At 68.9% G+C, this 21,059-nt stretch carries 22 protein-coding genes; 4 read left to right on the top strand and 18 right to left on the bottom strand.

What is annotated here, in order from left to right; all coding sequences use genetic code 11:
- The 4 genes from BEMPMBAN_RS03475 to rimP form a co-directional block, all read right to left on the bottom strand.
- A partial coding sequence (locus BEMPMBAN_RS03475) for a translation initiation factor IF-2 N-terminal domain-containing protein (protein ID WP_200845847.1) occupies positions 1-363 on the bottom strand: 363 nt, incomplete at its 3' end.
- Between the two features lie 101 nt (positions 364-464).
- Entirely contained in the window at positions 465-800 is a 336-nt protein-coding gene (locus tag BEMPMBAN_RS03470) for a YlxR family protein (RefSeq protein WP_234897277.1), read from the bottom strand.
- A 94-nt stretch (positions 801-894) separates the two neighbouring features.
- Entirely contained in the window at positions 895-1,962 is a 1,068-nt protein-coding gene (nusA, locus tag BEMPMBAN_RS03465) for a transcription termination factor NusA (RefSeq protein ID WP_159228983.1), read from the bottom strand.
- Entirely contained in the window at positions 1,959-2,492 is a 534-nt protein-coding gene (gene rimP, locus BEMPMBAN_RS03460) for a ribosome maturation factor RimP (protein WP_159228982.1), read from the bottom strand. Before rimP ends, nusA begins: the two co-directional genes overlap by 4 nt.
- A gap of 167 nt (positions 2,493-2,659) precedes the next feature.
- Here rimP and BEMPMBAN_RS03455 point away from each other — a divergent pair, with 167 nt between their 5' ends.
- Both BEMPMBAN_RS03455 and BEMPMBAN_RS03450 read left to right on the top strand, forming a co-directional pair.
- Positions 2,660-3,196 (top strand): hypothetical protein, encoded by a 537-nt coding sequence (locus tag BEMPMBAN_RS03455; RefSeq protein ID WP_159229001.1) that lies wholly within the window; start codon positions 2,660-2,662, stop codon positions 3,194-3,196.
- Positions 3,193-3,678: a ferritin-like domain-containing protein gene (locus BEMPMBAN_RS03450; RefSeq protein WP_159228981.1), complete on the top strand. Its 486-nt coding sequence runs from the start codon at positions 3,193-3,195 to the stop codon at positions 3,676-3,678. The genes BEMPMBAN_RS03455 and BEMPMBAN_RS03450 overlap by 4 nt, the downstream gene beginning before the upstream one ends.
- On the opposite strand, the gene BEMPMBAN_RS03445 is transcribed toward BEMPMBAN_RS03450, so the two are convergent.
- The 8 genes from BEMPMBAN_RS03445 to mqo all read right to left on the bottom strand — a co-directional run bounded on the left by BEMPMBAN_RS03445 (position 3,679) and on the right by mqo (position 14,500).
- The gene (locus tag BEMPMBAN_RS03445; RefSeq protein WP_159228980.1) at positions 3,679-5,433 is read right to left on the bottom strand and encodes a proline--tRNA ligase; all 1,755 of its coding nucleotides are present in this window, start codon (positions 5,431-5,433) and stop codon (positions 3,679-3,681) included.
- Between the two features lie 79 nt (positions 5,434-5,512).
- Positions 5,513-7,132: an MFS transporter gene (locus tag BEMPMBAN_RS03440; RefSeq protein WP_159228979.1), complete on the bottom strand. Its 1,620-nt coding sequence runs from the start codon at positions 7,130-7,132 to the stop codon at positions 5,513-5,515.
- A gap of 33 nt (positions 7,133-7,165) precedes the next feature.
- Positions 7,166-8,365, bottom strand: a complete 1,200-nt coding sequence (gene cobA / locus BEMPMBAN_RS03435; RefSeq protein ID WP_234897272.1) for a uroporphyrinogen-III C-methyltransferase — start codon at positions 8,363-8,365, stop codon at positions 7,166-7,168.
- Between the two features lie 16 nt (positions 8,366-8,381).
- Positions 8,382-9,758 carry a cobyrinic acid a,c-diamide synthase CobB gene (locus BEMPMBAN_RS03430; protein WP_159228977.1) on the bottom strand — a complete coding sequence of 459 codons (1,377 nt, stop codon included), beginning with the start codon at positions 9,756-9,758 and terminating at the stop codon, positions 8,382-8,384.
- A gap of 122 nt (positions 9,759-9,880) precedes the next feature.
- Positions 9,881-10,495 (bottom strand): cob(I)yrinic acid a,c-diamide adenosyltransferase, encoded by a 615-nt coding sequence (gene cobO / locus BEMPMBAN_RS03425; protein ID WP_159228976.1) that lies wholly within the window; start codon positions 10,493-10,495, stop codon positions 9,881-9,883.
- A gap of 21 nt (positions 10,496-10,516) precedes the next feature.
- On the bottom strand, positions 10,517-12,484 hold the full coding sequence (locus tag BEMPMBAN_RS03420; protein ID WP_159228975.1) for a magnesium chelatase subunit D family protein: 1,968 nt from the start codon (positions 12,482-12,484) through the stop codon (positions 10,517-10,519).
- Positions 12,481-12,927: a GNAT family N-acetyltransferase gene (locus tag BEMPMBAN_RS03415; protein WP_159228974.1), complete on the bottom strand. Its 447-nt coding sequence runs from the start codon at positions 12,925-12,927 to the stop codon at positions 12,481-12,483. The genes BEMPMBAN_RS03420 and BEMPMBAN_RS03415 overlap by 4 nt, the downstream gene beginning before the upstream one ends.
- Before the next feature lie 13 nt (positions 12,928-12,940).
- Positions 12,941-14,500 carry a malate dehydrogenase (quinone) gene (mqo, locus tag BEMPMBAN_RS03410; protein ID WP_159228973.1) on the bottom strand — a complete coding sequence of 520 codons (1,560 nt, stop codon included), beginning with the start codon at positions 14,498-14,500 and terminating at the stop codon, positions 12,941-12,943.
- Between the two features lie 138 nt (positions 14,501-14,638).
- Here mqo and BEMPMBAN_RS03405 point away from each other — a divergent pair, with 138 nt between their 5' ends.
- On the top strand, positions 14,639-15,655 hold the full coding sequence (locus BEMPMBAN_RS03405) for an alpha/beta hydrolase (protein WP_159228972.1): 1,017 nt from the start codon (positions 14,639-14,641) through the stop codon (positions 15,653-15,655).
- Positions 15,656-15,660: 5 nt separating this feature from the next.
- A complete protein-coding gene (gene mtr, locus BEMPMBAN_RS03400) occupies positions 15,661-17,073 on the top strand; it encodes a mycothione reductase (RefSeq protein ID WP_159228971.1) in 1,413 nt (470 codons plus the stop codon).
- Between the two features lie 104 nt (positions 17,074-17,177).
- Here the strand turns inward: mtr and BEMPMBAN_RS03395 are convergent, their stop codons facing one another.
- From BEMPMBAN_RS03395 to BEMPMBAN_RS03370, 6 genes are all read right to left on the bottom strand, one after another.
- Entirely contained in the window at positions 17,178-17,915 is a 738-nt protein-coding gene (locus BEMPMBAN_RS03395) for an energy-coupling factor ABC transporter ATP-binding protein (protein ID WP_159228970.1), read from the bottom strand.
- Positions 17,912-18,685: a cobalt ECF transporter T component CbiQ gene (cbiQ, locus tag BEMPMBAN_RS03390; RefSeq protein ID WP_159228969.1), complete on the bottom strand. Its 774-nt coding sequence runs from the start codon at positions 18,683-18,685 to the stop codon at positions 17,912-17,914. The genes BEMPMBAN_RS03395 and cbiQ overlap by 4 nt, the downstream gene beginning before the upstream one ends.
- 2 nt (positions 18,686-18,687) lie before the next feature.
- A complete protein-coding gene (locus BEMPMBAN_RS03385; protein ID WP_425294921.1) occupies positions 18,688-19,071 on the bottom strand; it encodes a PDGLE domain-containing protein in 384 nt (127 codons plus the stop codon).
- Positions 19,068-19,748 carry an energy-coupling factor ABC transporter permease gene (locus BEMPMBAN_RS03380; RefSeq protein ID WP_159228999.1) on the bottom strand — a complete coding sequence of 227 codons (681 nt, stop codon included), beginning with the start codon at positions 19,746-19,748 and terminating at the stop codon, positions 19,068-19,070. Before BEMPMBAN_RS03380 ends, BEMPMBAN_RS03385 begins: the two co-directional genes overlap by 4 nt.
- 93 nt (positions 19,749-19,841) lie before the next feature.
- Positions 19,842-20,180 carry an ArsR/SmtB family transcription factor gene (locus BEMPMBAN_RS03375; RefSeq protein ID WP_159228968.1) on the bottom strand — a complete coding sequence of 113 codons (339 nt, stop codon included), beginning with the start codon at positions 20,178-20,180 and terminating at the stop codon, positions 19,842-19,844.
- 127 nt (positions 20,181-20,307) lie between these two features.
- Positions 20,308-21,057, bottom strand: coding sequence for a FadR/GntR family transcriptional regulator (locus BEMPMBAN_RS03370; protein ID WP_159228967.1), 750 nt, complete (start codon positions 21,055-21,057; stop codon positions 20,308-20,310).
- Positions 21,058-21,059 lie beyond the last annotated feature (2 nt).

The raw sequence follows: 21,059 nt of genomic DNA, 5'->3' as shown, positions 1-21,059 counted from the left end.
CGGCGGGGCCGGCGATGCCGAGGCTGCGGGGGCAGCGGGCGCGGCCGGGGTCGCCGGTGGCTCAGGTGCCGGCGGTGCCGGGGGCGCGGCAGGCTCCTGTGCAGCCGGGGGCGCAGCCGGTTTGGGTGCTGCCGGCTTGGGCGCTGCGGGCTTCGCGGCTGAACCGTTGCCGTCGCTCTTGACCTTTTCGCCTGCGGGTTTCGAGCCGCCGAACGACTCGCGCAACCGGCGGGCGACGGGCGCCTCCACGGTCGACGACGCCGACTTGACGAATTCGCCCTGTTCGTTCAGTCGGGCGAGAACTTCCTTGCTGGTGACACCGAGTTCTTTAGCCAACTCGTGCACGCGGGCCTTACCTGCCACTACATCTCCTGTCTGGGAGGCGACAGCGGTGGTGGGCGCCGCGCCTCGGTTTAGCTATGACGCATGGTCATCGAGACTTCACGGTGTGCTCATGTTCTTCGCTACCTGTCCTGTTGCCGAGATGGATCGAGTGCCCCCGAGGCCGGGAAACGCTCGCTCACCGCGGTGATGTCCGGTGTACCGGTGATCCGTAACGCTCGGCCGAACGCCCGCCGGCGAACTGCCGCTTGAAGACACTCGGGGTCGGGATGCAGCCATGCACCACGCCCCGGGAGCGTTCTCGCTGCGTCAACGGTCACGGCACTGGCGTCATTCCCAGGGCCATTCCCGCCATCGACAGCAACAACTCGAAGCAATTCGACGGCCAGCTCTCGTTTACGGCATCCGATGCAGGTCCGCACTGGTCCACCCGGGGGGTCGACGGTGTTTTTCTGCATCCGAGCCGATGTCTCGCGCTGGATCACAGCTGAGTCTACCGTCACCGCAGCACCGAAAAGAAAACCGGTGCCGAAAGCCGGCGGGCGGGACGCGTCAGTGGTCGCCCCCGGCGCCGTGCGCGGCGCCCGGACTCGGCGCGGGCCGGGACGATGGGCGGCCCGCCGCCGTGTCGACCGGCGCGTCGTCGCTGCGGATGTCGATGCGCCACCCTGTCAGCCTGGCCGCCAGGCGGGCGTTCTGCCCTTCCTTGCCGATCGCCAGCGACAGCTGGAAGTCCGGAACGATCACCCGGGCGGCGCGCGCGGCCTCGTCGATCACCGATACCGACATCACCTTGGCCGGCGACAGAGCGTTGGCCACGAACCGGGCGGGGTCCTCGTCGAAGTCGATGATGTCGATCTTCTCGCCGGACAGCTCGCTCATCACGTTGCGTACCCGCTGTCCCATCGGGCCGATGCAGGCGCCCTTGGCGTTGAGACCGGGCATCCGGGACGTGACGGCGATCTTGGAGCGGTGGCCGGCCTCTCTGGCCACCGCGATGATCTCGACCGAACCGTCGGCGATCTCCGGGACCTCCAGCGAGAACAACTTGCGCACCAGATTGGGGTGGGTGCGCGACAACGTGATGAGCGGTTCCCGGGCGCCGCGGGACACGCCCACGACGTAGCAGCGCAACCGGTCACCGTGCTCGTAGCTTTCGCCGGGGACCTGTTCGGCCGCGGGAATGACGCCTTCGGAACCCTTGGTCTCGCTGCCGATCCGGACGACCACCAGACCGCGGGCATTGGCCCGCGAATCGCGCTGGATTACCCCGGCGACGATGTCACCCTCGCGGGCCGCGAACTCGCCGTAGTTCTTCTCGTTCTCGGCGTCGCGCAGCCGCTGCAGGATCACCTGGCGTGCGGTGGTGGCCGCGATACGGCCGAAACCCTCAGGGGTGTCATCCCATTCGTGCAGCAGGTTGCCGTCGGCGTCGGTTTCGCGGGCCATCACCTTGACGATGCCCGTCTTGCGGTCGATGTCGATCCGCGCGTCGGCCTGGTGACCTTCGGTGTGCCGGTATGCGGTCAGCAGTGCCGACTTGATCGTGTCGACCACGACGTCGACGGTGATCCCCTTGTCGGCCTCGATGGCGTGCAGGGCCGCCATGTCGATGTTCACGTTGCGGCCTCCTTTCCGGGTTGGCCCGCCAGTTCCAGCTCGTGCGGATTCGGCGGCGAGAACTCCACCTGGACAACAGCGTTGGTGATGGTGTCGAGAGCGATCTCCCGAACGGTGAACTCGCCACGGGAGCCTTCGCGCAACACGAGGTCGACAGTCGGTCCGCGCACCGCGCCAAGTCGCCCCGTCACCGTCGATCCGTCGGACAGCGTCACCTCCACCTTGCGGCCGCGAGCCCGGCGGAAGTGCTTGTCTGTGGTCAACGGGCGCTCCACGCCCGGAGAGGTGACCTCGAGGACGTAGGCCGCGGTGTCCAGTTCGTCGAGCAACTCAGAGGCCACCCGGGACAGTTCGGCCACCGAGTCCAGGTCCAGGCCGGCGTCGCCGTCAGTGACCACCGTGATCCGGGGCGGACGCGTGGCAGCGTCGATCACCACGTTCTCGATGTCGAATCCAATACGCGCGAACTCTCCGTCGAGCAGTTCGATCACCTGTCGTTGCGACGGCAATCCCGTAGACCGCTCCGCCACGGTGAGCTCCTCGTCTTGAGTTGTCCGGACACGGTTCGCAGGGATTTCGTGTGAACACGTTCCCCGGACCCGACACTCCACGATACGCCAGCGTCCGCAACACAAACGACGAAAATCGGTGCGACACCGGTGACGGGCCCCTCGGCCGCCGCGGCGGCAATGGCAGGATGTTGCTCGTGCCGAGCCGTTCGCCGATCCTCACCCGGCGGCGCGTGCTGGCCGGCGGGGCGTCTCTGGCACTGTTCGCCGCGACCACGGCGACGTCGGTGGCCTGCGGCACCGCCCCACCCCCACCGGACCTGGACGAACTGACGACGGCGCTGGACCGCGCCCGGGCCGACAGCCGGCTTGCCACCGACGTCGCCGCGAGCGCTCGCGGGCCGGTCGCGGCCGCGCTGACCGAGGTCGCCGCCGAGCGGGCAGCACACGCCGAGGCGCTCGATGAGGAGATCGTGCGGATGACCGGCCACTCCGCGACGACCACGAGCGTCACCACCACGCCGACGACATCGCCGACCTCGTCCACAGTGCCGCCCAGCCCCACCGCCGAGGACGTCATCGGTGCGCTGCGGGTGTCGGCAGACAGTGCCGCGCAGGCCGCCGCGGCGCTGTCCGGCTATCGCGCCGGGCTGCTCGCGTCGATCTCCGCGGCGTGCACGGCAGCTTTCAGCGTGGCGTTGACGCCGATCGGCGGGACCCGGTGACTTCCCCGACCTCACCGACCTCCGAGCCCGCACTGCCGACGCGGCCCGACGATCCGGGCGACGGTGCGCTGTTCGATGCGATCGCCACCGAGCACGCCACCATCTACGGGTACGGATTGGTGTCGGCGCACTCCACGTTCGACCGCAACTACCTGGTTGCCGATGCGATGGAAGAGCATCGCGTCCGGCGCGAGGCGGCGATCGCGCTCATCGAGGAGCGTGGTGTGGATGCGCCGGTGCCCGCGGCCGGGTACTCGATGCCGATGGAGGTCGACACCCCCGCCGACGCCGCCAACCTCGCGGTGACGATGGAACAGGACGCGGCCACCGCCTGGCGGGCCGTCGTGGAGCAGGCGACCGATCAGACGGTGCGGGCTTTCGGGGTCGCGGCGCTGACCGAATGTGCGGTCACGGCGGCACGCTGGCGGCGCATCCGCGGCGACACCGTGAGCACCGTCGCGTTCCCCGGCGGAACCGAGTAGCTACCCGCGTGGCGCCGCGGTGGCGGCGACGATGTCGCCGACCGCTGCATCAGCCGGAATCTCCCGCGCGTCGCCGCTGAACCGGTCGCGCAACTCGACCACACCGTCGGCCCAGCCGCGGCCCACCACCACGATCCACGGCACCCCGAGCAGTTCGGCGTCCTTGAACTTCACCCCGGGTGAGGACTTCCGGTCGTCGAGCAACACCTCGAGGCCCCGGCTGTCGAGGTCGGCGGCGAGTTGGGTGGCGCCGGCGCGCGCGTCGGCGTCCTTGTTGGCGATGACCACGTGCACGTCGAACGGCGAGATCGACGAAGGCCAGCGCAACCCCAGCTCGTCGTGGTGTTGCTCGGCGATCACCGCAACCAATCGGGACACCCCGACGCCGTAGCTGCCCATCGTCAGGCGCACCGGCTTGCCGTCCTCACCGAGCACATCGGCGGTGAACGCGTCGGTGTACTTGCGACCGAGCTGGAACACGTGACCGATCTCGATGCCCCGGGCGGCGACCAGAGTGCCCGCGCCGTCGGGCGAGGGGTCACCCTCGCGCACCTCGGCGGCCTCGATGGTGCCGTCGGGGGTGAAATCGCGCCCGGCGACCAGCCCGACGACATGGCGGCCGGGCTTGTCGGCGCCGGTGATCCAGGACGTACCGTCGACGATCCGCGGGTCCACCAGGTAGCGAACACCGTTGGCCAGCAGCCCCTTCGGGCCGATATAACCCTTGACCAGGAACGGGTGCTTCGCGAAATCGGCGTCGTCGAGCATCGTGTACTCAGCCGGTTCGAGCGCGGCGCCGAGACGCTTGTCGTCGACGTCGCGGTCACCGGGGACCCCGACAGCGAGCAGCTCCCACTCGCCACCGGGTTGGCGCACCTTGAGCAGCACGTTCTTGAGTGTGTCCGCGGCCGTGACCTCGCGGCCCAGGCCCGCACCGTTGGCCCAGTCGACGAGCGTCGCGATCGTCGGCGTGTCGCCGGTGTCGTATTCCACCGGCTCGGGCAGCCCGTCGAACGCGATGGGCTCCGGCCTGGCGGTGACCACGGCTTCGACGTTGGCGGCATAGCCGGATTCGGGACAACGGACGTAGGTGTCCTCGCCCACGTCGCTTTCTGCCAGGAACTCCTCGGACGCGCTGCCCCCCATGGCGCCCGACACCGCCGACACGATGACGTAGCGCACCCCGAGGCGCTCGAAGATCCGCTGATAGGCGCCGCGGTGGGCGTCGTAGGCCTTCACCAGCCCGTCGTCGTCGACGTCGAACGAGTACGAGTCCTTCATGATGAATTCGCGACCCCGCAGGATGCCCGCCCGCGGCCGCGCCTCGTCGCGGTACTTCGTCTGGATCTGGTAGAGCCGCAGCGGGAAGTCCTTGTACGACGAGTACTCACCCTTCACCGTCAGCGTGAAGAACTCCTCGTGCGTGGGCCCCAGCATGTAGTCGTTGCCGCGGCGGTCCTTGAGCCGGAAGACCCCGTCGCCGTACTCCGTCCACCGATTCGACGTCTCGTACGGGCCACGCGGCAACAGCGCCGGGAACAGGATCTCCTGGCCGCCTATGGCGTTCATCTCGCTACGGACGACGGATTCGATCTTGCGCAGCACCCGCAGCCCCAGCGGCAGCCAGCTGTAGAGGCCGGGAGCGACCGGGCGCACGTAGCCGGCCCTGATCAGCAACTTGTGGCTCGGTACTTCGGCGTCGGCGGGGTCGTCCCGCAGCGTGCGCAGGAACAGCTCGGACATGCGGGTGATCACAGCGGACAACCTTACTTCCGAGAGTGAATCGGGCGCGCTGGCGCACCCTCACGGTCGCCAAGCGCGCCGAATCGGCAGCTTAGAGCTCGCCTGCGTCGATCGCGTCCTTGACTTCCTGCGCATGTGCCACCTGTTCGGCGGTGTAGCCGATGAACAGCGCCGCACCGCCGACGATCACCGCGACCGCAGCCACCCACAACAGGCCGTAGGAGTAGCCCTGGTCCAGTGCGTGCAACTGAGCGGCGGTCATGTCCTTCACCGGACCGTTGGTGCCGCCCAGATACAGCGTGCGCGACGTGATGACGGCCTGGATGATCGCCAGCACGACCGGCCCGCCGAGGCTCTGCAGCATCAGCGCGATGGCCGACACCGGCCCGATCTGGTCGAACCCGACACCGGCGATGGCCGACACAGTCAGCGGCACCACGATCATGCCGATGCCGAAGCCACCGACCGTGATCGGGAGCACGAGGTTCGGGAAGTACGGAATGCCCGCGTCGAGCGTGGAGCCGTAGAGCATTGCCGCCAGCACCAGGACACCGCCACCGATCACCAGCAACCGCGGTGGGAACTTCGACACCAGCGCCGAGGACAGGCCGAGGCCGATGCCGAGCGCGATGACGAACGGGATGAAGCCGATGCCCGCGCGTAGCGCGCTGTAGCCCATGATGTCCTGCACGTACAGGCCGATCAGCACGGTCAGCGTGAACATCACGCCGCCGGCGAGGAAGATCGCGGCGAACGTGGCGACGCGGTTGCGATCGTGGAACAGCTCGAACGGCACAACCGGGTTCTCCGCCGTGCGTTCGACGTAGAAGAACAAGCCCAGACAGGCCAGCGCGGCGATACCGGAACCGATCGTCACCGACGACACCCAACCCTGTTCGGGTCCCATCGAGAACGCGAACACGGCGGCCGTACAACCCAGAGTGGCCAGCAGCGCACCCGCGGCGTCGAGCTTGAGCCGCTCTTTGTTGGTCTCGCGCAGTGTCTTGCGGGCCAGGTAGATCACCAGAAGGCCGATGGGCACGTTCACCAGGAAGGCCAATCGCCAGGACACCTCGGTCAACGCCCCGCCGATCACCAGGCCCATCACCGAGCCGACACCCGTCATCGCCGCGAACACCGCGGTGGCCGCGTTACGCGCAGGCCCCTTCGGGAACGTCGTCGCGATCAGCGCCAGACCTGTCGGGGACGCGATGGCAGCACCCACGCCCTGCAGCAGCCGGGCGATCACCAGGGTGGCCTCGTCCCAGGCGATGCCGCACAGGATCGAGGCGATGGTGAACAGTGCGACACCGACGATGAAGGTGCGCTTGCGGCCGATGGTGTCACCGAGGCGGCCCCCCAACAGCATCAAGCCGCCGAAGGTCAGCACATAGGCGGTGATGACCCAGCTGCGGCCGGCGTCGGAAAGGCTGAGTTCGTCCTGGATCTTCGGCAGCGCGACGATCGCGATCGTGCTGTCCATCGTCGCCAGCAGCTGCATACCGCCGATGGCGATGACGGCAGCGAAGAACCGGCGCGAGGGCAGCCATGCGGGAGTCTTGCCGTCCCGCGGCGGGGCACCGTCACCGGTGCCCGATCCCGGGAGAGCGGCAGGCGCCGCTCGGTTCTGATCGCGCTTGGAAACCCGTCGCCCCTTGCCTTCGGCATCACGTCGCATGGCGGCACGCTCTGCGTCATTGAGAGCCGTCATAACGAGTTACCTTACAGTACTCTTAAGAATCCTTTAGTCACCGAAGCCCGCGACGGCCCCGATCACGATGATCGCGGGAGGCCGGATGCCGTCCGATCGGATCCGCTCCGGCGCGGCGGCGAGGGTGGACCGCAGCGTCCGTTGTGCCGAGGTGGTGCCGTGCTGAACCACCAGAACCGGCGTCTCCGCTGGTCGGCCCCCTGCCAGCAGCACACTGGCGAAGAGTTCGATGCGCTCGACCGCCATCAGCAGCACGATCGTGCCGCTCATCGCGGCCAGCGCATCCCAATTCACTAACGATTCGGGATGGTCGGGTGCGAGATGCCCGCTGACCACGACGAACTCATGGGTGATACCCCTGTGGGTGACAGGAACGCCGGCGAGCGCGGGAACCGCAATGGCGCTGGTCACACCGGGCACCACGGTGACCGGGATGCCCGCCTCCGAGCACGCGATCACCTCTTCGTAGCCCCGGGCGAACACGAACGGGTCGCCGCCTTTGAGCCGGACGACGAACTTGCCTGCCTTGGCCCGGTCGATGAGCACCGCGTTGATCGCGTCCTGTGCCATCGCGCGGCCATAGGGGATCTTCGCGGCGTCGATCACCTCCACCTCGGGCGCCAGCTCGGCCAGCAGTTCCTGCGGCGCGAGACGATCGGCGACGACGACGTCGGCGTGCGCCAGCAGGCGCCGCCCGCGCACGGTGATCAGCTCCGCGTCTCCCGGACCACCGCCCACCAGCGCCACGCTGCCGGCGACGGCGCCGGGCGCGTCCGCCGCGATCAGCCCCTGCTGCAACGCCTCGTGGATCGCTGAGCGGATCGCCGCCGATCGCCGGTGTTCACCGCCGGCCAGCACACCCACTGCCAGACCCTCGTACTCGAACGACGCGGGCGTGACCGCAGTGCCCTCGCGAGCGACGTCCGCACGCACGCAGAACACGTGGCGGCGCTCGGCTTCTGCGACGACCGCGGCGTTGACGACGGGATCGTCGGTGGCCGCGATGGCATACCAGGCGCCGTCCAGGTCGCCGTCACGAAACGGCCGCATGGTCAACGTGATCCCGTCGAGGGCCTCGACGGCCGGGGTGGCGGCGATGGTGATGACGTGCACGTCGGCGCCGCTGGAAACCAGAAGCGGCAGACGCCGCTGAGCCACCGTTCCACCGCCGACGACGACGACCTTCTTCCCCGTCAGGCGCAGCCCGACCAGATAGGCGTTCTCAGAAGTCACATCGCTCCTCGCGTGCTCACCACCCGGCGAGCCTAGAGGTTGAGGCCGCGGCGACGAAGCGGGCGATGGCCTGCGGGTGTGCGGCGGGATGGGTGTGCAGGTAGCCGGCATGCACGCCGCCCTGCACGATGCCGTCCTCGACGGCTTTGCCCGCCCGGCCCCGGTAGCGCCATGCCGGCTCGGGGTCACCGGCGAAACGCACGGTGGTGCGGTGGAATTCGTGGCCCACCACCCGGTCCCCCACCGCGTGCAGCGAGGAATCGGCGACCGCGACCGCGTCACGGTAGCCGAGGGTCAGGGTCTGGGTGAACGTCGCCGAGCCCTGCAGCACCGCGCACATCGGGTGCCCGTCGAGGTCGTCGACGAGGTAGGTCAGCCCTGCGCATTCGGCGTGTACCGGGGCGCCGGCGGCGGCCAGCCTGTTGATCTGCCCGCGGACCAGGTCGTTGGCCGAGAGCTCGGTGCCGAACTGCTCGGGGAAGCCGCCGGGCAGCACCAGCGCCGACGCACCCGCCGGCAGCGGATCGTGCAGCGGGTCGAACTCCACAACGTGGGCCCCGGCCGCCCGCAACAGTTCACCGTGTTCGGTGTAACCGAACGTGAACGCCTTGCCTGCCGCCAGAGCGACGATCACCGGTTCGCCCACCGGATCGGCCTGCGGCGGCGTCCACGGTTCGTCGGTGACCCGGCTTGCCGCGACGGCCGACACCGCGTCCAGGTCGACGTGGCGGGCGACCAGCGCGGTCATCGCGTCGACCGCGTCGGCGGCGCGACGGCCGTGCTCGACGGCGGTGACCAGACCGAGGTGGCGCGACGGCACCGCGAGCTCGTCGGCCCGCGGTATGGATCCCAGCACCGCAACCCCGGCCTGTTCACACGCCTGGCGCAGCACCTGGTCATGGCGCGCCGACCCGACCCGGTTGAGGATCACCCCAGCCAGCCGCACGGTGCGCTCGAAGGTCGCGAAGCCGTGCAACAACGCCGCCACACTGTGGCTCTGGCCGCGGGCGTCGACGACGAGGATCACCGGCGCGCCGAGCAACGAGGCGACATGGGCGGTGGAGCCCCGGGCGACGCCACCCGCATCGGCGACGTCACTGATACGTCCGTCGAACAGACCCATGACGCCCTCGACGACCGCGACGTCGGCGTCGTCGCTTGCGTGCCGGAACAGCGGACCGATGAGCGGCTCACCGACGAGCACCGGATCGAGATTGCGCCCGGGTCGGCCGGCGGCCAGAGCGTGGTATCCCGGATCGATGTAGTCCGGGCCGACCTTGAACGGCGCGACCCGCCGACCCGCCTGCCGCAGCGCACCCATCAGCCCGGTGGCGACGGTCGTCTTCCCGCTGCCCGACGCCGGCGCCGCGATCACCACGGCCGGCGTACTCATCTGTGACCCCACGAGCTCATCCGTCACCCCGCGAGCGCGCGTGTCTGCACACCGGCGCGCCGTCATCACTGGCATTTCGCGCTCGCTCGCGCGGATCGAGCGTGCGATTCCTCACCGCGCCCTCACCACTCGATGCCCTTCTGCCCCTTGCGGCCGGCATCCATCGGGTGCTTCACCTTGGTCATCTCGGTGACCAGGTCCGCAGCGTCGAGCAGCGCCTGGGGCGCGTCCCGGCCGGTGATCACCACGTGTTGGGTTCCCTGACGGGACCGCAGCACCTCGACGACCTCGTCGACGTCGACCCACCCCCACTTCAGCGGGTAGGTGAACTCGTCGAGCACATAGAAGTCGTGCTGCTGCTCGGCCAGTCGGCGGGCGATCTCGGCCCATCCGTCGGCGGCTGCGGCGGCGTGGTCGTCCTCGGTGCCTGCCTTGCGTGACCAGGACCAGCCGGCGCCCATCTTGTGCCATTCGACCGGCCCCCCGACCCCCCGTTGGTCGTGGACCCGGCCGAGCTCGCGCAGTGCCGTCTCCTCCCCGACCTTCCACTTCGCGCTCTTGACGAACTGGAAAACCGCGATGTCGAAGCCCTGATTCCAGGCCCGCAGCGCCATCCCGAACGCGGCGGTCGACTTCCCCTTCCCCGCGCCGGTGTGCACCGCCAGCAGTTGCGCGTTGCGCCGCGCCCGGGTCGTCAGACCGTCGCGGGGCACCGTCAGCGGTTGACCCTGAGGCATCCCGTCATCCCTTCTGCAACTTCACGCCGCGCCCCTATCGGCCTGCCCCTTGACCAAAGCCGTCAGGTTGTCGGCCCGCAACAGATCGAGCCGCACCGAGGGGGCCTTCAGATGCCGGGCCAGATCAACGGCCAGATCCAGTCGGATATAAGACGTTTCGCAGTCGACGACGACGGCAGCGGCCCCTTCGGCGACCAGCCGCGCCGCCGCGGTGCGGGTCCGGCCGACCGGGTCCGGCCCTCCGGTCGCGCGGCCGTCGGTGAGCACCACCACCAGGCTTCGGCGGGCACGGTCGCGGGCCCGCTCGCGCACCACCATGTCGCGGGCCGCCAACAGTCCCTGCGCCAGCGGGGTCCTGCCGCCGGTGTCGAAGCGGGCCAGCCTGCGACTGGCGATGTGCACCGACGACGTCGGCGGCAGCAACACCTGGGCGTCCTGTTGCCGGAAGGTGATCACCGCGACCTTGTCCCTGCGCTGATAGGCGTCACGAAGCAGCGAGAGGGTGGCCCCGCTGACCGCCGACATGCGATCGCGGGCGGCCATCGAACCCGACGCGTCGACGACGAAGATCACCAGGTTGCCTTCGCGTCCTTCCCGCACCGCGCGCCGGACGTCCCCGGCCACCGGGCGCAGTCGCCCCGGTGCAGCCTGCCGGCCTGCCGTCGCCAGCAGCGTGGCGAAGAGGTGCAGGCCGTGCCCTGCGTCGCGGTCATGCGCCGCCGACACCACGGTGCCGGTGCGGTTGCGGGCGCGCGACCGCCGCCCTGGCGCGCCTTCGCCGACGCCGGGGACGACGAGGGCCTTGGTCCGGAACGGTTCCGAGGGCGGAGCACTCGAATTCGGTGCCGAGGGCGGAGCACTCGAGTCCTTCGACGACCTCGAGTTCTGAGGCGCTGACTGCCCGTCGCCGTCCGGGAGCGCTTCTCCGCCTCCCGGCGGATCGGGCTCCGGATCGGAATCGGGCGGGGGCGCATCATCTGCGGACTCGCCCGCCTGTTCCATCGCGTCGTCGAGGCGACCCGGATCCAGACCCGGATCGTCGAACGGGTCACGGCGACGACGGTGCGGCAGCGCGAGTTCGGCGGCCACTCTGATGTCCTGCTCGTCGACGGTGATCCCGCCCGGCGCTTCGCGCGCCGAGGTCACATCCCCCGGCGCTTCGCTCGCCGAGGCCCGCCACGCGGCATGCGCCACCGCAGTGCGCGCCACCACCAGATCAGCGCGCATCCCGTCGACGTCGAAGGCCGCACACAACGCGGCGATCCGGCGTAATTCGTTGTCGGGCAACACCACATCGGGTAGGAGTGCCCGAGCCGTTGCGATGCGGGCAGCAAGTTCGGCGTCGGCTGCGGCGTGCCGTTCGGCGAACCCCGAAGGATCGGCTTCATAGGCCAACCGCGAACGGATCACCTCGACCCGCACGTCCACGTCACGGGAAGCCGCCACGTCCACGGTGAGCCCGAACCGGTCGAGAAGCTGCGGACGCAACTCCCCCTCCTCGGGGTTCATCGTGCCGATCAGCACGAAACGCGCCTCGTGACTGTGCGAGACACCGTCGCGCTCGATGTGCACCCGTCCCATCGCGGCGGCATCAAGCAGTACGTCCACCAGGTGATCGTGCAACAGGTTGACCTCGTCGACGTACAACACGCCGCCGTGCGCGCGGGCCAGCAGCCCCGGGGAGAACGCGTGTTCACCGTCCCGCAACACCTTCTGCAGGTCCAGCGAACCCACAACACGGTCCTCGGTGGCACCGATCGGCAACTCGACGAGCTGGCCCCCGACGTCGCCGGAGGCCTTGAACGCTTCGGTGAGCACCTGCGCCAGACCCCGCACGGCGGTGGACTTCGCGGTGCCCTTCTCGCCGCGGATCAGCACTCCCCCGATGTCGGGTCGAACCGCGCACAGCACCAGCGCCAACCGCAGCCGGTCGTGGCCCACGACCGCGCTGAACGGGTAGATCGCCTCTGCCTGTTGGGATCTGGTCACGGCTTCACCATCGCCACGTGGGGGATCCCGTCGTCGAGGAACTCCTCGCCGTCGCGGACGAACCCGTGCCTGCCGTACATCTCCTCGAGGTAGGTCTGCGCGTTGATGTGACACGGGTAGTCGCCGACCTCCGCCAGCGCGGCCTGCAACAGCCGGGCGGTGTGGCCGTGGCCGCGGTCGGCGCGTTTGGTGCAGACCCGCCCGATCCGGAACGCCTTCTGGCCGCCGGGATGCTCCTCCATCAGCCGCAACGTCGAGATCACTACTCCCTCAGGGTTTTCCAGCCAGAAGTGCCGAGTCTCTGCGAGTAGATCACGGCCGTCCAACTCGGGGTACGGGGTGGCCTGTTCCACGACGAACACCTCGACGCGCAGCTTGAGCAACTCATACAGCGTTGCGGCATCAAGATCCTTGGCCCAGCTGCGCCGCAGCGCCACCGTCATCCGGCGGACACCGTCATGCGGTCGCCGCGGTCGGAGAGTGCTCGGTGCCCACGCTCGGTCCGTGGCCGTCGCCGTCGACGGCCGGGACACCAGCCGGCTTGTCCAGCTTGAGCACCTTGGTGCCGTGCGCCCACACCTCCTCGAACAGCGCAGGCTCGCCGGACAGTTCGGTTCCGAGTGACGGGACCATCTCCCTGAGCTTGGGCAGCCAGCTCTGATACCGGTCGGCGAAGCAACGCTGCATCACGTCGAACATCGCGGGCACCGCGGTCGACGCGCCGGGCGACGCGCCGAGCAATCCGGCGATACTGCCGTCGGCCGCGGTGAGCACCGTGGTGCCGAACTCCAGCACGCCACCCTTGCCCTTTGCCTTGCGGATCACCTGGACACGCTGTCCGGCGATGTCGAGCTCCCAGTCGGAATCCTTTGCGCTGGGCGCGAAGTCACGCAGGTTCTCGACCCGGGCCGATTCGCTGAGCAGCAGCTGGCCGATCAGGTACTTCAACAGCCCCATCTCGGTGAGCCCGACACCCAGCATCGAGACCAGGTTGTCCGGCTTGACCGACAGCGGCAGGTCGGTGACCTTGCCCTGCTTGAGGAACTTCGGCGACCAGCCTGCAAACGGACCGAACAGCAGCCAGGACTTGTCACTGATCACCCGGGTGTCGAGGTGCGGGACCGACATCGGCGGGGCGCCCAGGGGCGGCAGGCCGTACACCTTGGCCTGATGCCTCGCGGTCAACTCCGGATTGCCGGTGCGCAGCCACTGCCCACCGACCGGGAAGCCGCCGAAGCCCTTGGCCTCCTTGATACCGGCCTTCTGCAGAAGCGGGAGCGCGTTGCCGCCCGCGCCGACGAAGACGAACTTGGCATTGAACTGCCGCGTCGCACCGGTGCGCCGGTTGCGCACCTTGACCGTCCACGAACCGTCGGAGTTCTGGCTCAGATCACGAACCTCGTGGCCGAACAGCGTGTCCATGCCCTGCTGCGCGCCGAACCCGATCAACTGCCGGGACAGGGAACCGAAGTCGACGTCGGTTCCGTCTTGGGTCCAGTTCAGCCCGACCGGCTCAGAGAAGTCGCGCTTCTCGGCCATCAACGGCAGCCGCCGGGTGAACTCGTCGCGGTCGTCGATGAACTCCATCGAGGCGAACAACGGGTTGCCGACGAGCGCCTCGTAGCGTCGCTTGAGGTAGTCGACGTTCTCGGCGCCGCTGACGAAGCTGACGTGCGGGATCGGGTTGAGAAAGCTGCGCACGTCCGGCAGCACGCCGTTCTCCACGGCGTAGGACCAGAACTGCCGCGACACCTGGAACTGCTCGTTGACGTGGACGGCTTTGGTGATGTCGATGGACCCGTCGGCCCGGGCCGGGGTGTAGTTCAACTCACACAGCGCCGAATGGCCCGTGCCTGCGTTGTTCCACGGGTCGCTGCTCTCTGCGGCCGCGCCGTCGAGACGTTCCACCAACGTCATCGACCAGTTCGGCTCCACCAGGCGCAGCAGCGCGCAGAGCGTGGCGCTCATGATGCCCGCTCCTACCAGCAGGACGTCGGTCTTCTGTGGTTCAGACACTGTCTTGTCGGTCCTTCGTGGTCGTGGCCCGTCCCTCACGGCTTACCAGGGTTCAGGTTATCCCGACGCCGATGCTGCCACCGTGCCGACCGCTGCGCCCCGCTCTCGAGCGGTCGATTTCGACATAAGGTGGCTGTCGTGTCTGGATGGGAGCCCGACGTGCTGGCCGGGTATTGGCAGCGGACGTTCGCCCTCGGCCCCGATCCGGATGGGGAGGGCGAACTGGAGGCGACGCTGGTGCGGCGCGGGGAGCCCGAGCCTTCGGCAGCCCGGGCAGTGCTGATGGTGCACGGCTTCACCGACTATTTCTTCAACACCGAGCTGGCCGATCATTTCGCGTCTCGCGGCTTCGCTTTTTACGCGCTCGACCTGCACAAATGTGGACGGTCCCACCGCGAGGGCCAGACCCCGCACTTCACCACCGACCTTGCCCGCTACGACACCGAACTGGAACGGGCGCTGGACACCATCGCCACGGAGTCCGGCGCGCCGGTGCTGGTCTACGGACACTCGGCGGGCGGGCTGGTGGTGTCTTTGTGGCTGGATCGCCGTCGGGCGGCGGCGCCGGCGAAGGGCGTGTCGGGCCTTATCCTCAACAGCCCGTGGCTGGATCTGCAGGGGCACGCGATCCTTCGGACAGCACCCACCTCGGCGGCGCTGCTGGCCCTGGGCCGGCTCCGCAAGCGCACGGTGGTGCGTCGACCGTCCGAGGGCGGTTACGGCACCACGCTGCACCGCGACTACGACGGTGAGTTCGATTACAACCTGACCTGGAAACCGGTCGGCGGATTCCCGGTGACCGTCGGCTGGATCCACGCGATCAGACGTGGGCAGACCAGGCTGCATCGCGGCCTGGACGTCGGTGTGCCGAACCTGATCCTGCGTTCGGATCGCAGTGTGCGTGAGGTCAGGGACCCGGCCGCGATCCAGCGCGGGGACGCTGTCCTGGACGTCGCGCAAATCGCCCGGTGGGCGGGCTGTATCGGCCACCGGACGTCGATCGTGCCGATCGCCGATGCCAAGCACGACGTATTCCTGTCGGTGCCCGAATCCAGGCAGCTGGCCTACGCCGAGCTGGACCGCTGGCTGCACTGGTACCTGACGGATCACCGCGCCGAGAACCCGGCGCCGCCAACACCATTCGAGGAGACCTGACGGGCATGGCTGACTTCGACATCGCAATCATCGGCACCGGTTCGGGCAACTCCATCCTCGACGAGCGGTATGTCGACAAGCGGGTGGCCATCTGCGAGAAGGGCGTGTTCGGCGGCACCTGTCTCAACGTCGGTTGCCTGCCGACCAAAATGTTCGTCTACGCCGCGGGCGTGGCTCACCAGGCGCGCGAATCAAGCCGTTTCGGTGTGGACGCACATGTGGATGGGGTCCGTTGGCCCGACATCGTCTCGAGGGTGTTCGGCCGCATCGACCCACTGGCCAGCGGGGGCGAACAGTACCGACGTTCCTCACCGAACGTGCAGGTGTTCGCCAGCCACACCCGGTTCGCCGCGGCGGACCCCGGGGGCGGCTACCGGTTGCGCACCGACGACGGCGACGAGTTCAGTGCGGATCAGGTGGTGATCGCCGCGGGCGCACGGGCGACGGTGCCATCGGCCATCGCCGACTGCGGCGTCGCCTATCACACCAGCGACACCATCATGCGGATCTCGGATCTGCCCGAGCACCTCGTGATCGTGGGCGGGGGTTTCGTCGCCGCGGAGTTCGCACACATCTTCTCGTCACTGGGGACCAGGGTGACGATCGTGTTGCGCGGCACGACAATGCTGAGCCACTGCGACGACACCGTCTGCGAGCGATTCACCGACATCGCGAGCAGGAAGTGGGAGATCCGCAGTCGCCGCAACATCGTGCACGGCACATCCGACGACGGCGGGGTCACCCTGACCCTCGACGACGGTTCGACGTTGCACGGTGACACGCTGCTGGTGGCCACCGGCCGGGTCCCCAACGGCGATCAACTCGAAGCGCACCACGCCGGCGTCAAGGTGGAGGGCGGGCTCGTCGTGGTCGACGAATTCCAGCGCACCACCGCACGAAACGTCTTCGCTCTCGGGGACGTCAGCTCGCCCTATCAGCTCAAGCACGTCGCCAACCACGAAGCGCGGGTGGTCAAGCAGAACTTGTTGCAGGACTGGGACGACACCGACAACCTCATGCGGGCCAACCATCAGAACGTACCGTCGGCGGTGTTCACCGATCCGCAGATCGCGTGCGTCGGGCTGACGGAGAACGAGGCGCGCGCGGCGGGGTACCGCATCCTGTCCAAGGTGCAGGACTACAGCGACGTCGGCTACGGCTGGGCGATGGAGGATTCCGCCGGGTTCGCCAAGCTGATCGTCGACGACGACTCCGGACTGCTGCTCGGTGCACACATCATGGGGCACCAGGCGTCGTCGATCATCCAGCCGATCATCCAGGCGATGGCGTTCGACCTGCCGGCACAGGATATGGCGCGCGGCCAGTACTGGATTCATCCCGCGCTGCCCGAGGTGGTCGAGAACGCCGTGCTGGCGCTGTGCGGCGAGCCCCCGTGGCCCCCGCCGCGGCGTCACTGAACGCTTATCGCCGATAGCGCCCTTGCCGCCGGAACGGTATTCCAGCAGGGCCATTCTCGCGATTCCGCGCCTGGAATACCGTTCCGGCGGGGGGGGTAATCGGTTCAGTTGCGGACGGCGAAGCCCCACGGCAGCTCGAGCCGGTGCGCGGCCAGCAACGCCTCGTCGGCCAGGATCTCGTTGATGCCGCCGTCGGCGACCACCACCCCGTGGTCCACCACGACCGCACGGTCGCACAGCTGAGCGGCGTAGGGCAGGTCGTGGGTGACAATCAGCATCGTGGCATCCAGCTCCGAGAGTGTCTCGGCCAGTTCACGTCTGGCCACCGGGTCGAGGTTGGCCGACGGTTCATCGAGAACCAGGATCTGCGGATCACACGCCAGCACCGTGGCCAACGCGGCACGGCGGCGCTGGCCCGCCGACAAGTGAGTGGGGTTGCGGCCGGCTTCATCGGTCAGGGAGACGGTGGCCAGCGCGGAAGCCACCCGATCGGCGAGCGCTTGGCCCCGCAGGCCGAAGTTGGCCGGCCCGAACGCGACATCCTGGGCGACGGTCGGCATGAACAGCTGATCGTCGGGGTCCTGGAACACCAGGCCGACGCGCTGGCGGATGTCGTGCAGGTTCTTGCGGTTCACCGGGGTTCCGCCGACGCGCACCGACCCCGAGGAGGCGGTGAGCACCCCGTTGAGATGGAGCATCAGTGTGGTCTTGCCTGCACCGTTGGGTCCAAGCACCGCGACGCGTTCCCCGGCCGCGACGGTGAGATCAACGCCGTCGAGGGCCACGTGACCATCCGGGTAGACGTGGCGCAGGGCCTCGACCTGTACCGCGATCTCAGTCATCGGATCACCCACGCCGCCACCGACACGGTCACCGCGGCCGCAGCCGGGATCATCGTCGAGACCCATTGGCTCGGTACCGCCCGCGGCGGTGCACCGATGACCGCCAGGTCAGGCACGCCGCCGTCGAAACCTCTCGACAACATCGAGTGATACACCCGCTCTCCCCGCTCATAGGACCGTAGGAACAGCGCGCCGATACCGGTGGCGATGGCGCGCGCCTGGTGCAGGGCACGCGGTGAGTCTCCCCGCGAGATCCGCGCCATCCGCATCCGGCCCGCCTCGGCGGCGAGCAGATCGATGTACCGGATCATCAGCACCAGCACCGAGGTGACCATCGCGGGCACACCCAGCCGGCTCAGCGCCGCGGGCAGCTCGGCCGCGGCTGTGGTGGCGGCCAACGTCAGCGCGGCGGCCACACCCAGCGTGCCTTTGACGACGATGCCCCAGGCCGCGTACAACCCCGCCACCGACAGTTGCAGACCTGCCACCTCGACGCGTTCCCCGCCCTCGGCGAACGGCAGCAGCAGCGCCAGCACCAGGAACGGCGCCTCGATCAGCATTCGCGGCAGGATCCAGCGCAGCGGGATGCGGGCCAGCTGCCAGACGGCCACCACGATCACCGCATACACCGCGTACGGCCAGAACATCTCCCGCGGTGTGGCGACGACCGCCAGCACGAACACCAGCAGGCAGACGATCTTGACCTCGGCCGGCGCCCGGTGCACCGCGGAGTCGCCGTGGCGGTACAGCGGATGGGCCCCGGCCCCCATGCCTATCGCCTGCTCGGCTCGGATGCACCCGGGTCTTCGGCGCCGCGCCGGGAGCGCGCGATCAGCCAGAAGCCGCCACCGGCGACCGCCACAGTGACGAGCACGCCGATGACACCTGCGACGCCACCGGTGCCCTCGCGGCCACCGAGCGCGTAGTCGGCCAGCGGCGAGTCGGCGAGATCGTGCTCGCCGGCGTGCTGGGCGATGCACTCACCGGTCAACTGTTCGCCATCACTGGTCTCGACGACCTCGCAACCCTGCAGCGTCGTCGAGTCGAGGCCGTCGGGGCTGGAACTCGCGAGATAGGAGACCACCCCGGCGATCAGTAGGGTGGCCGCGGCGAACGCCACCCAGAACCATTTGCGCTGTGTCATAGCCGACGTCATGCCGGAACCTCCGCTCGGTCGCGCCGCATCAGGTAGACGAGATCGGGACGCGCCCGGGCCACCGCCATCACCGTGACGGCGGTGATGGCGCCTTCGCCGAGACCGATCAGGACGTGGGTGAGGAACATGTAGCCCGTGACGGTGCCCATGGACGCCGGTGCGGCGCCGCCGATCGAGTACTCGAGCACGAATCCCATGGCCGCGCAGACGGTTCCGACGAGTGCGGCGACGAACGCGATGAACCCGATGGTGCGCACCGACGGATCGGCAGGGCGGCGTCGGGCAATCGAGTACATCGCCACCGCCAGGCCATAGCCGGCGGCCACCCCGATGACGGCCATGTTGACGATGTTCATCCCCAGCGCGGTCACGCCACCGTCGGCGAACAGCAGGGACTGCACCACCAACACGATCGCGATGCACAGCGCGCCGGTATAGGGCCCGACGAGGATGGCGGCGAGTGCGCCACCGAGGAGATGGCCGCTGACGCCGGGCAGGATCGGGAAGTTGACCATCTGCACGGCGAAGATGAAGGCCGCCACCAGTCCGGCCAGCGGCACAGTGCGCTCGTCGAGTTCAGTGCGCGCCTTCCAGACGCAGATGGCCAGAGCGATCACCGCGATCGCGCCGAACGCCACCGACGTGGGGGCGTCGACGATGCCGTCACTCATGTGCATGGCGTGGTGGTGGACGATCACCCGACGAGCCTATTCCGCCATCTGATCATCTGTCTAGCTGATCAGATGAACAGCCGTCACCTGCCCGAACGGTCAGCTGTGCCCATGACCGCCGGCATGCCTGGCGCCGATCCAGTGCAGCAGATCGTGGACGATGTCGTCGTCCAACCGGTAGCTGACGGAGCGGCCGGTACGGGTGCTCACGACCCAACCCTGTGCGCGCAGCACTCGCAGTGCCTGCGATACGGCATTCTCGGACCGTCCCAGCGCGGCCGCGAGATCGCTGACGCAGATTCCCGGCGCCCGGTGCAGGCTCAGCAGGATCTCCAGGCGATGCGGGTCGGACAGCAGGTCGAAGCGTTGGGCCCAGCCGGTGGTGTCGACGTCGGACAGTGCCGACGACGCCAGCTCGACCACCGACTGATCCTCCACACCGCCAAATGTAGTCCTCGTCGAGGGTGCGCAAACAGCCAGCAATCGCGGCGTGTCGGCGGACAAACCCGCGCGCTGCGCAGTCAGTCCCGCGGTTCGCACAGTTCAGTCCCGCGGCTGGCGCAGTTCAGTCGAGGAAGCCGTGCAGCAGCGCCGCCGAGGCCCAGACGTGCGCGGTCATCGTCTGCGCCGCGCTGTCGGCGTCGCCGGCCAGAATCGCCATCACGATCGCCTCGTGCTGCTCGTCGGAGTGTTCGATGTTGCGGGCCAGCAGCGGGATCCGGTCGAGCAGTTCGTTGAGCCGCATCCGGTTCTGGGCCACCAGCGGCACCAGGGACGGCACCCCGGCGGCCTCGGCTATCGCCAGATGCAGCCGGGAGTCCAGTCGCCGGTACGCCTCGGTCTCGGAGCCGCGCACATCGGCCAGCCGATTCCACAGCGCGTCACGCTCGGTGGCGGTCAGCGTCCGGCCCGCCGCCAGCCGCGCGGCGCCCACCTCGAGGACCTCCCGCAGTCGCAGCGCGTCGTCGATGTCGGCGCGGGTGAACCGGACCTCCTCGGCGCTGGGCGCCGGCAGCGCGTCGGCCAGGAATGTGCCGCCGTAGCGACCACGGCGCGACACCAGGTATCCGGCGTCGGCCAGCGACTTGATCGCCTCTCGGACGGTGTCGCGGCTGACGCCGAGCCGCACGGCCAGTTCCCGTTCCGGCGGCAGCGATTCGCCCGGGTGCAGCACCCCCAGCCGGATGGTCTGCAACAGCCTCTCGACGGTGTCCTCGAAGGCGTTGAGAGGCCGCACCGGACGCAGCAACGCGTCACTGGCATCACCGCCCTCGGCGGATCCAGCCCTGTCGCTCGCGTCCGGCGCTGCTGACATCG

It is taken from the genome of Mycolicibacterium austroafricanum (assembly GCF_902705885.1).
In the GTDB taxonomy this organism is placed as follows: domain Bacteria; phylum Actinomycetota; class Actinomycetes; order Mycobacteriales; family Mycobacteriaceae; genus Mycobacterium; species Mycobacterium vanbaalenii_A.
Note: the sequence above shows the minus strand (reverse complement) of the source record. Positions and strands in the feature narration are given on the sequence as shown.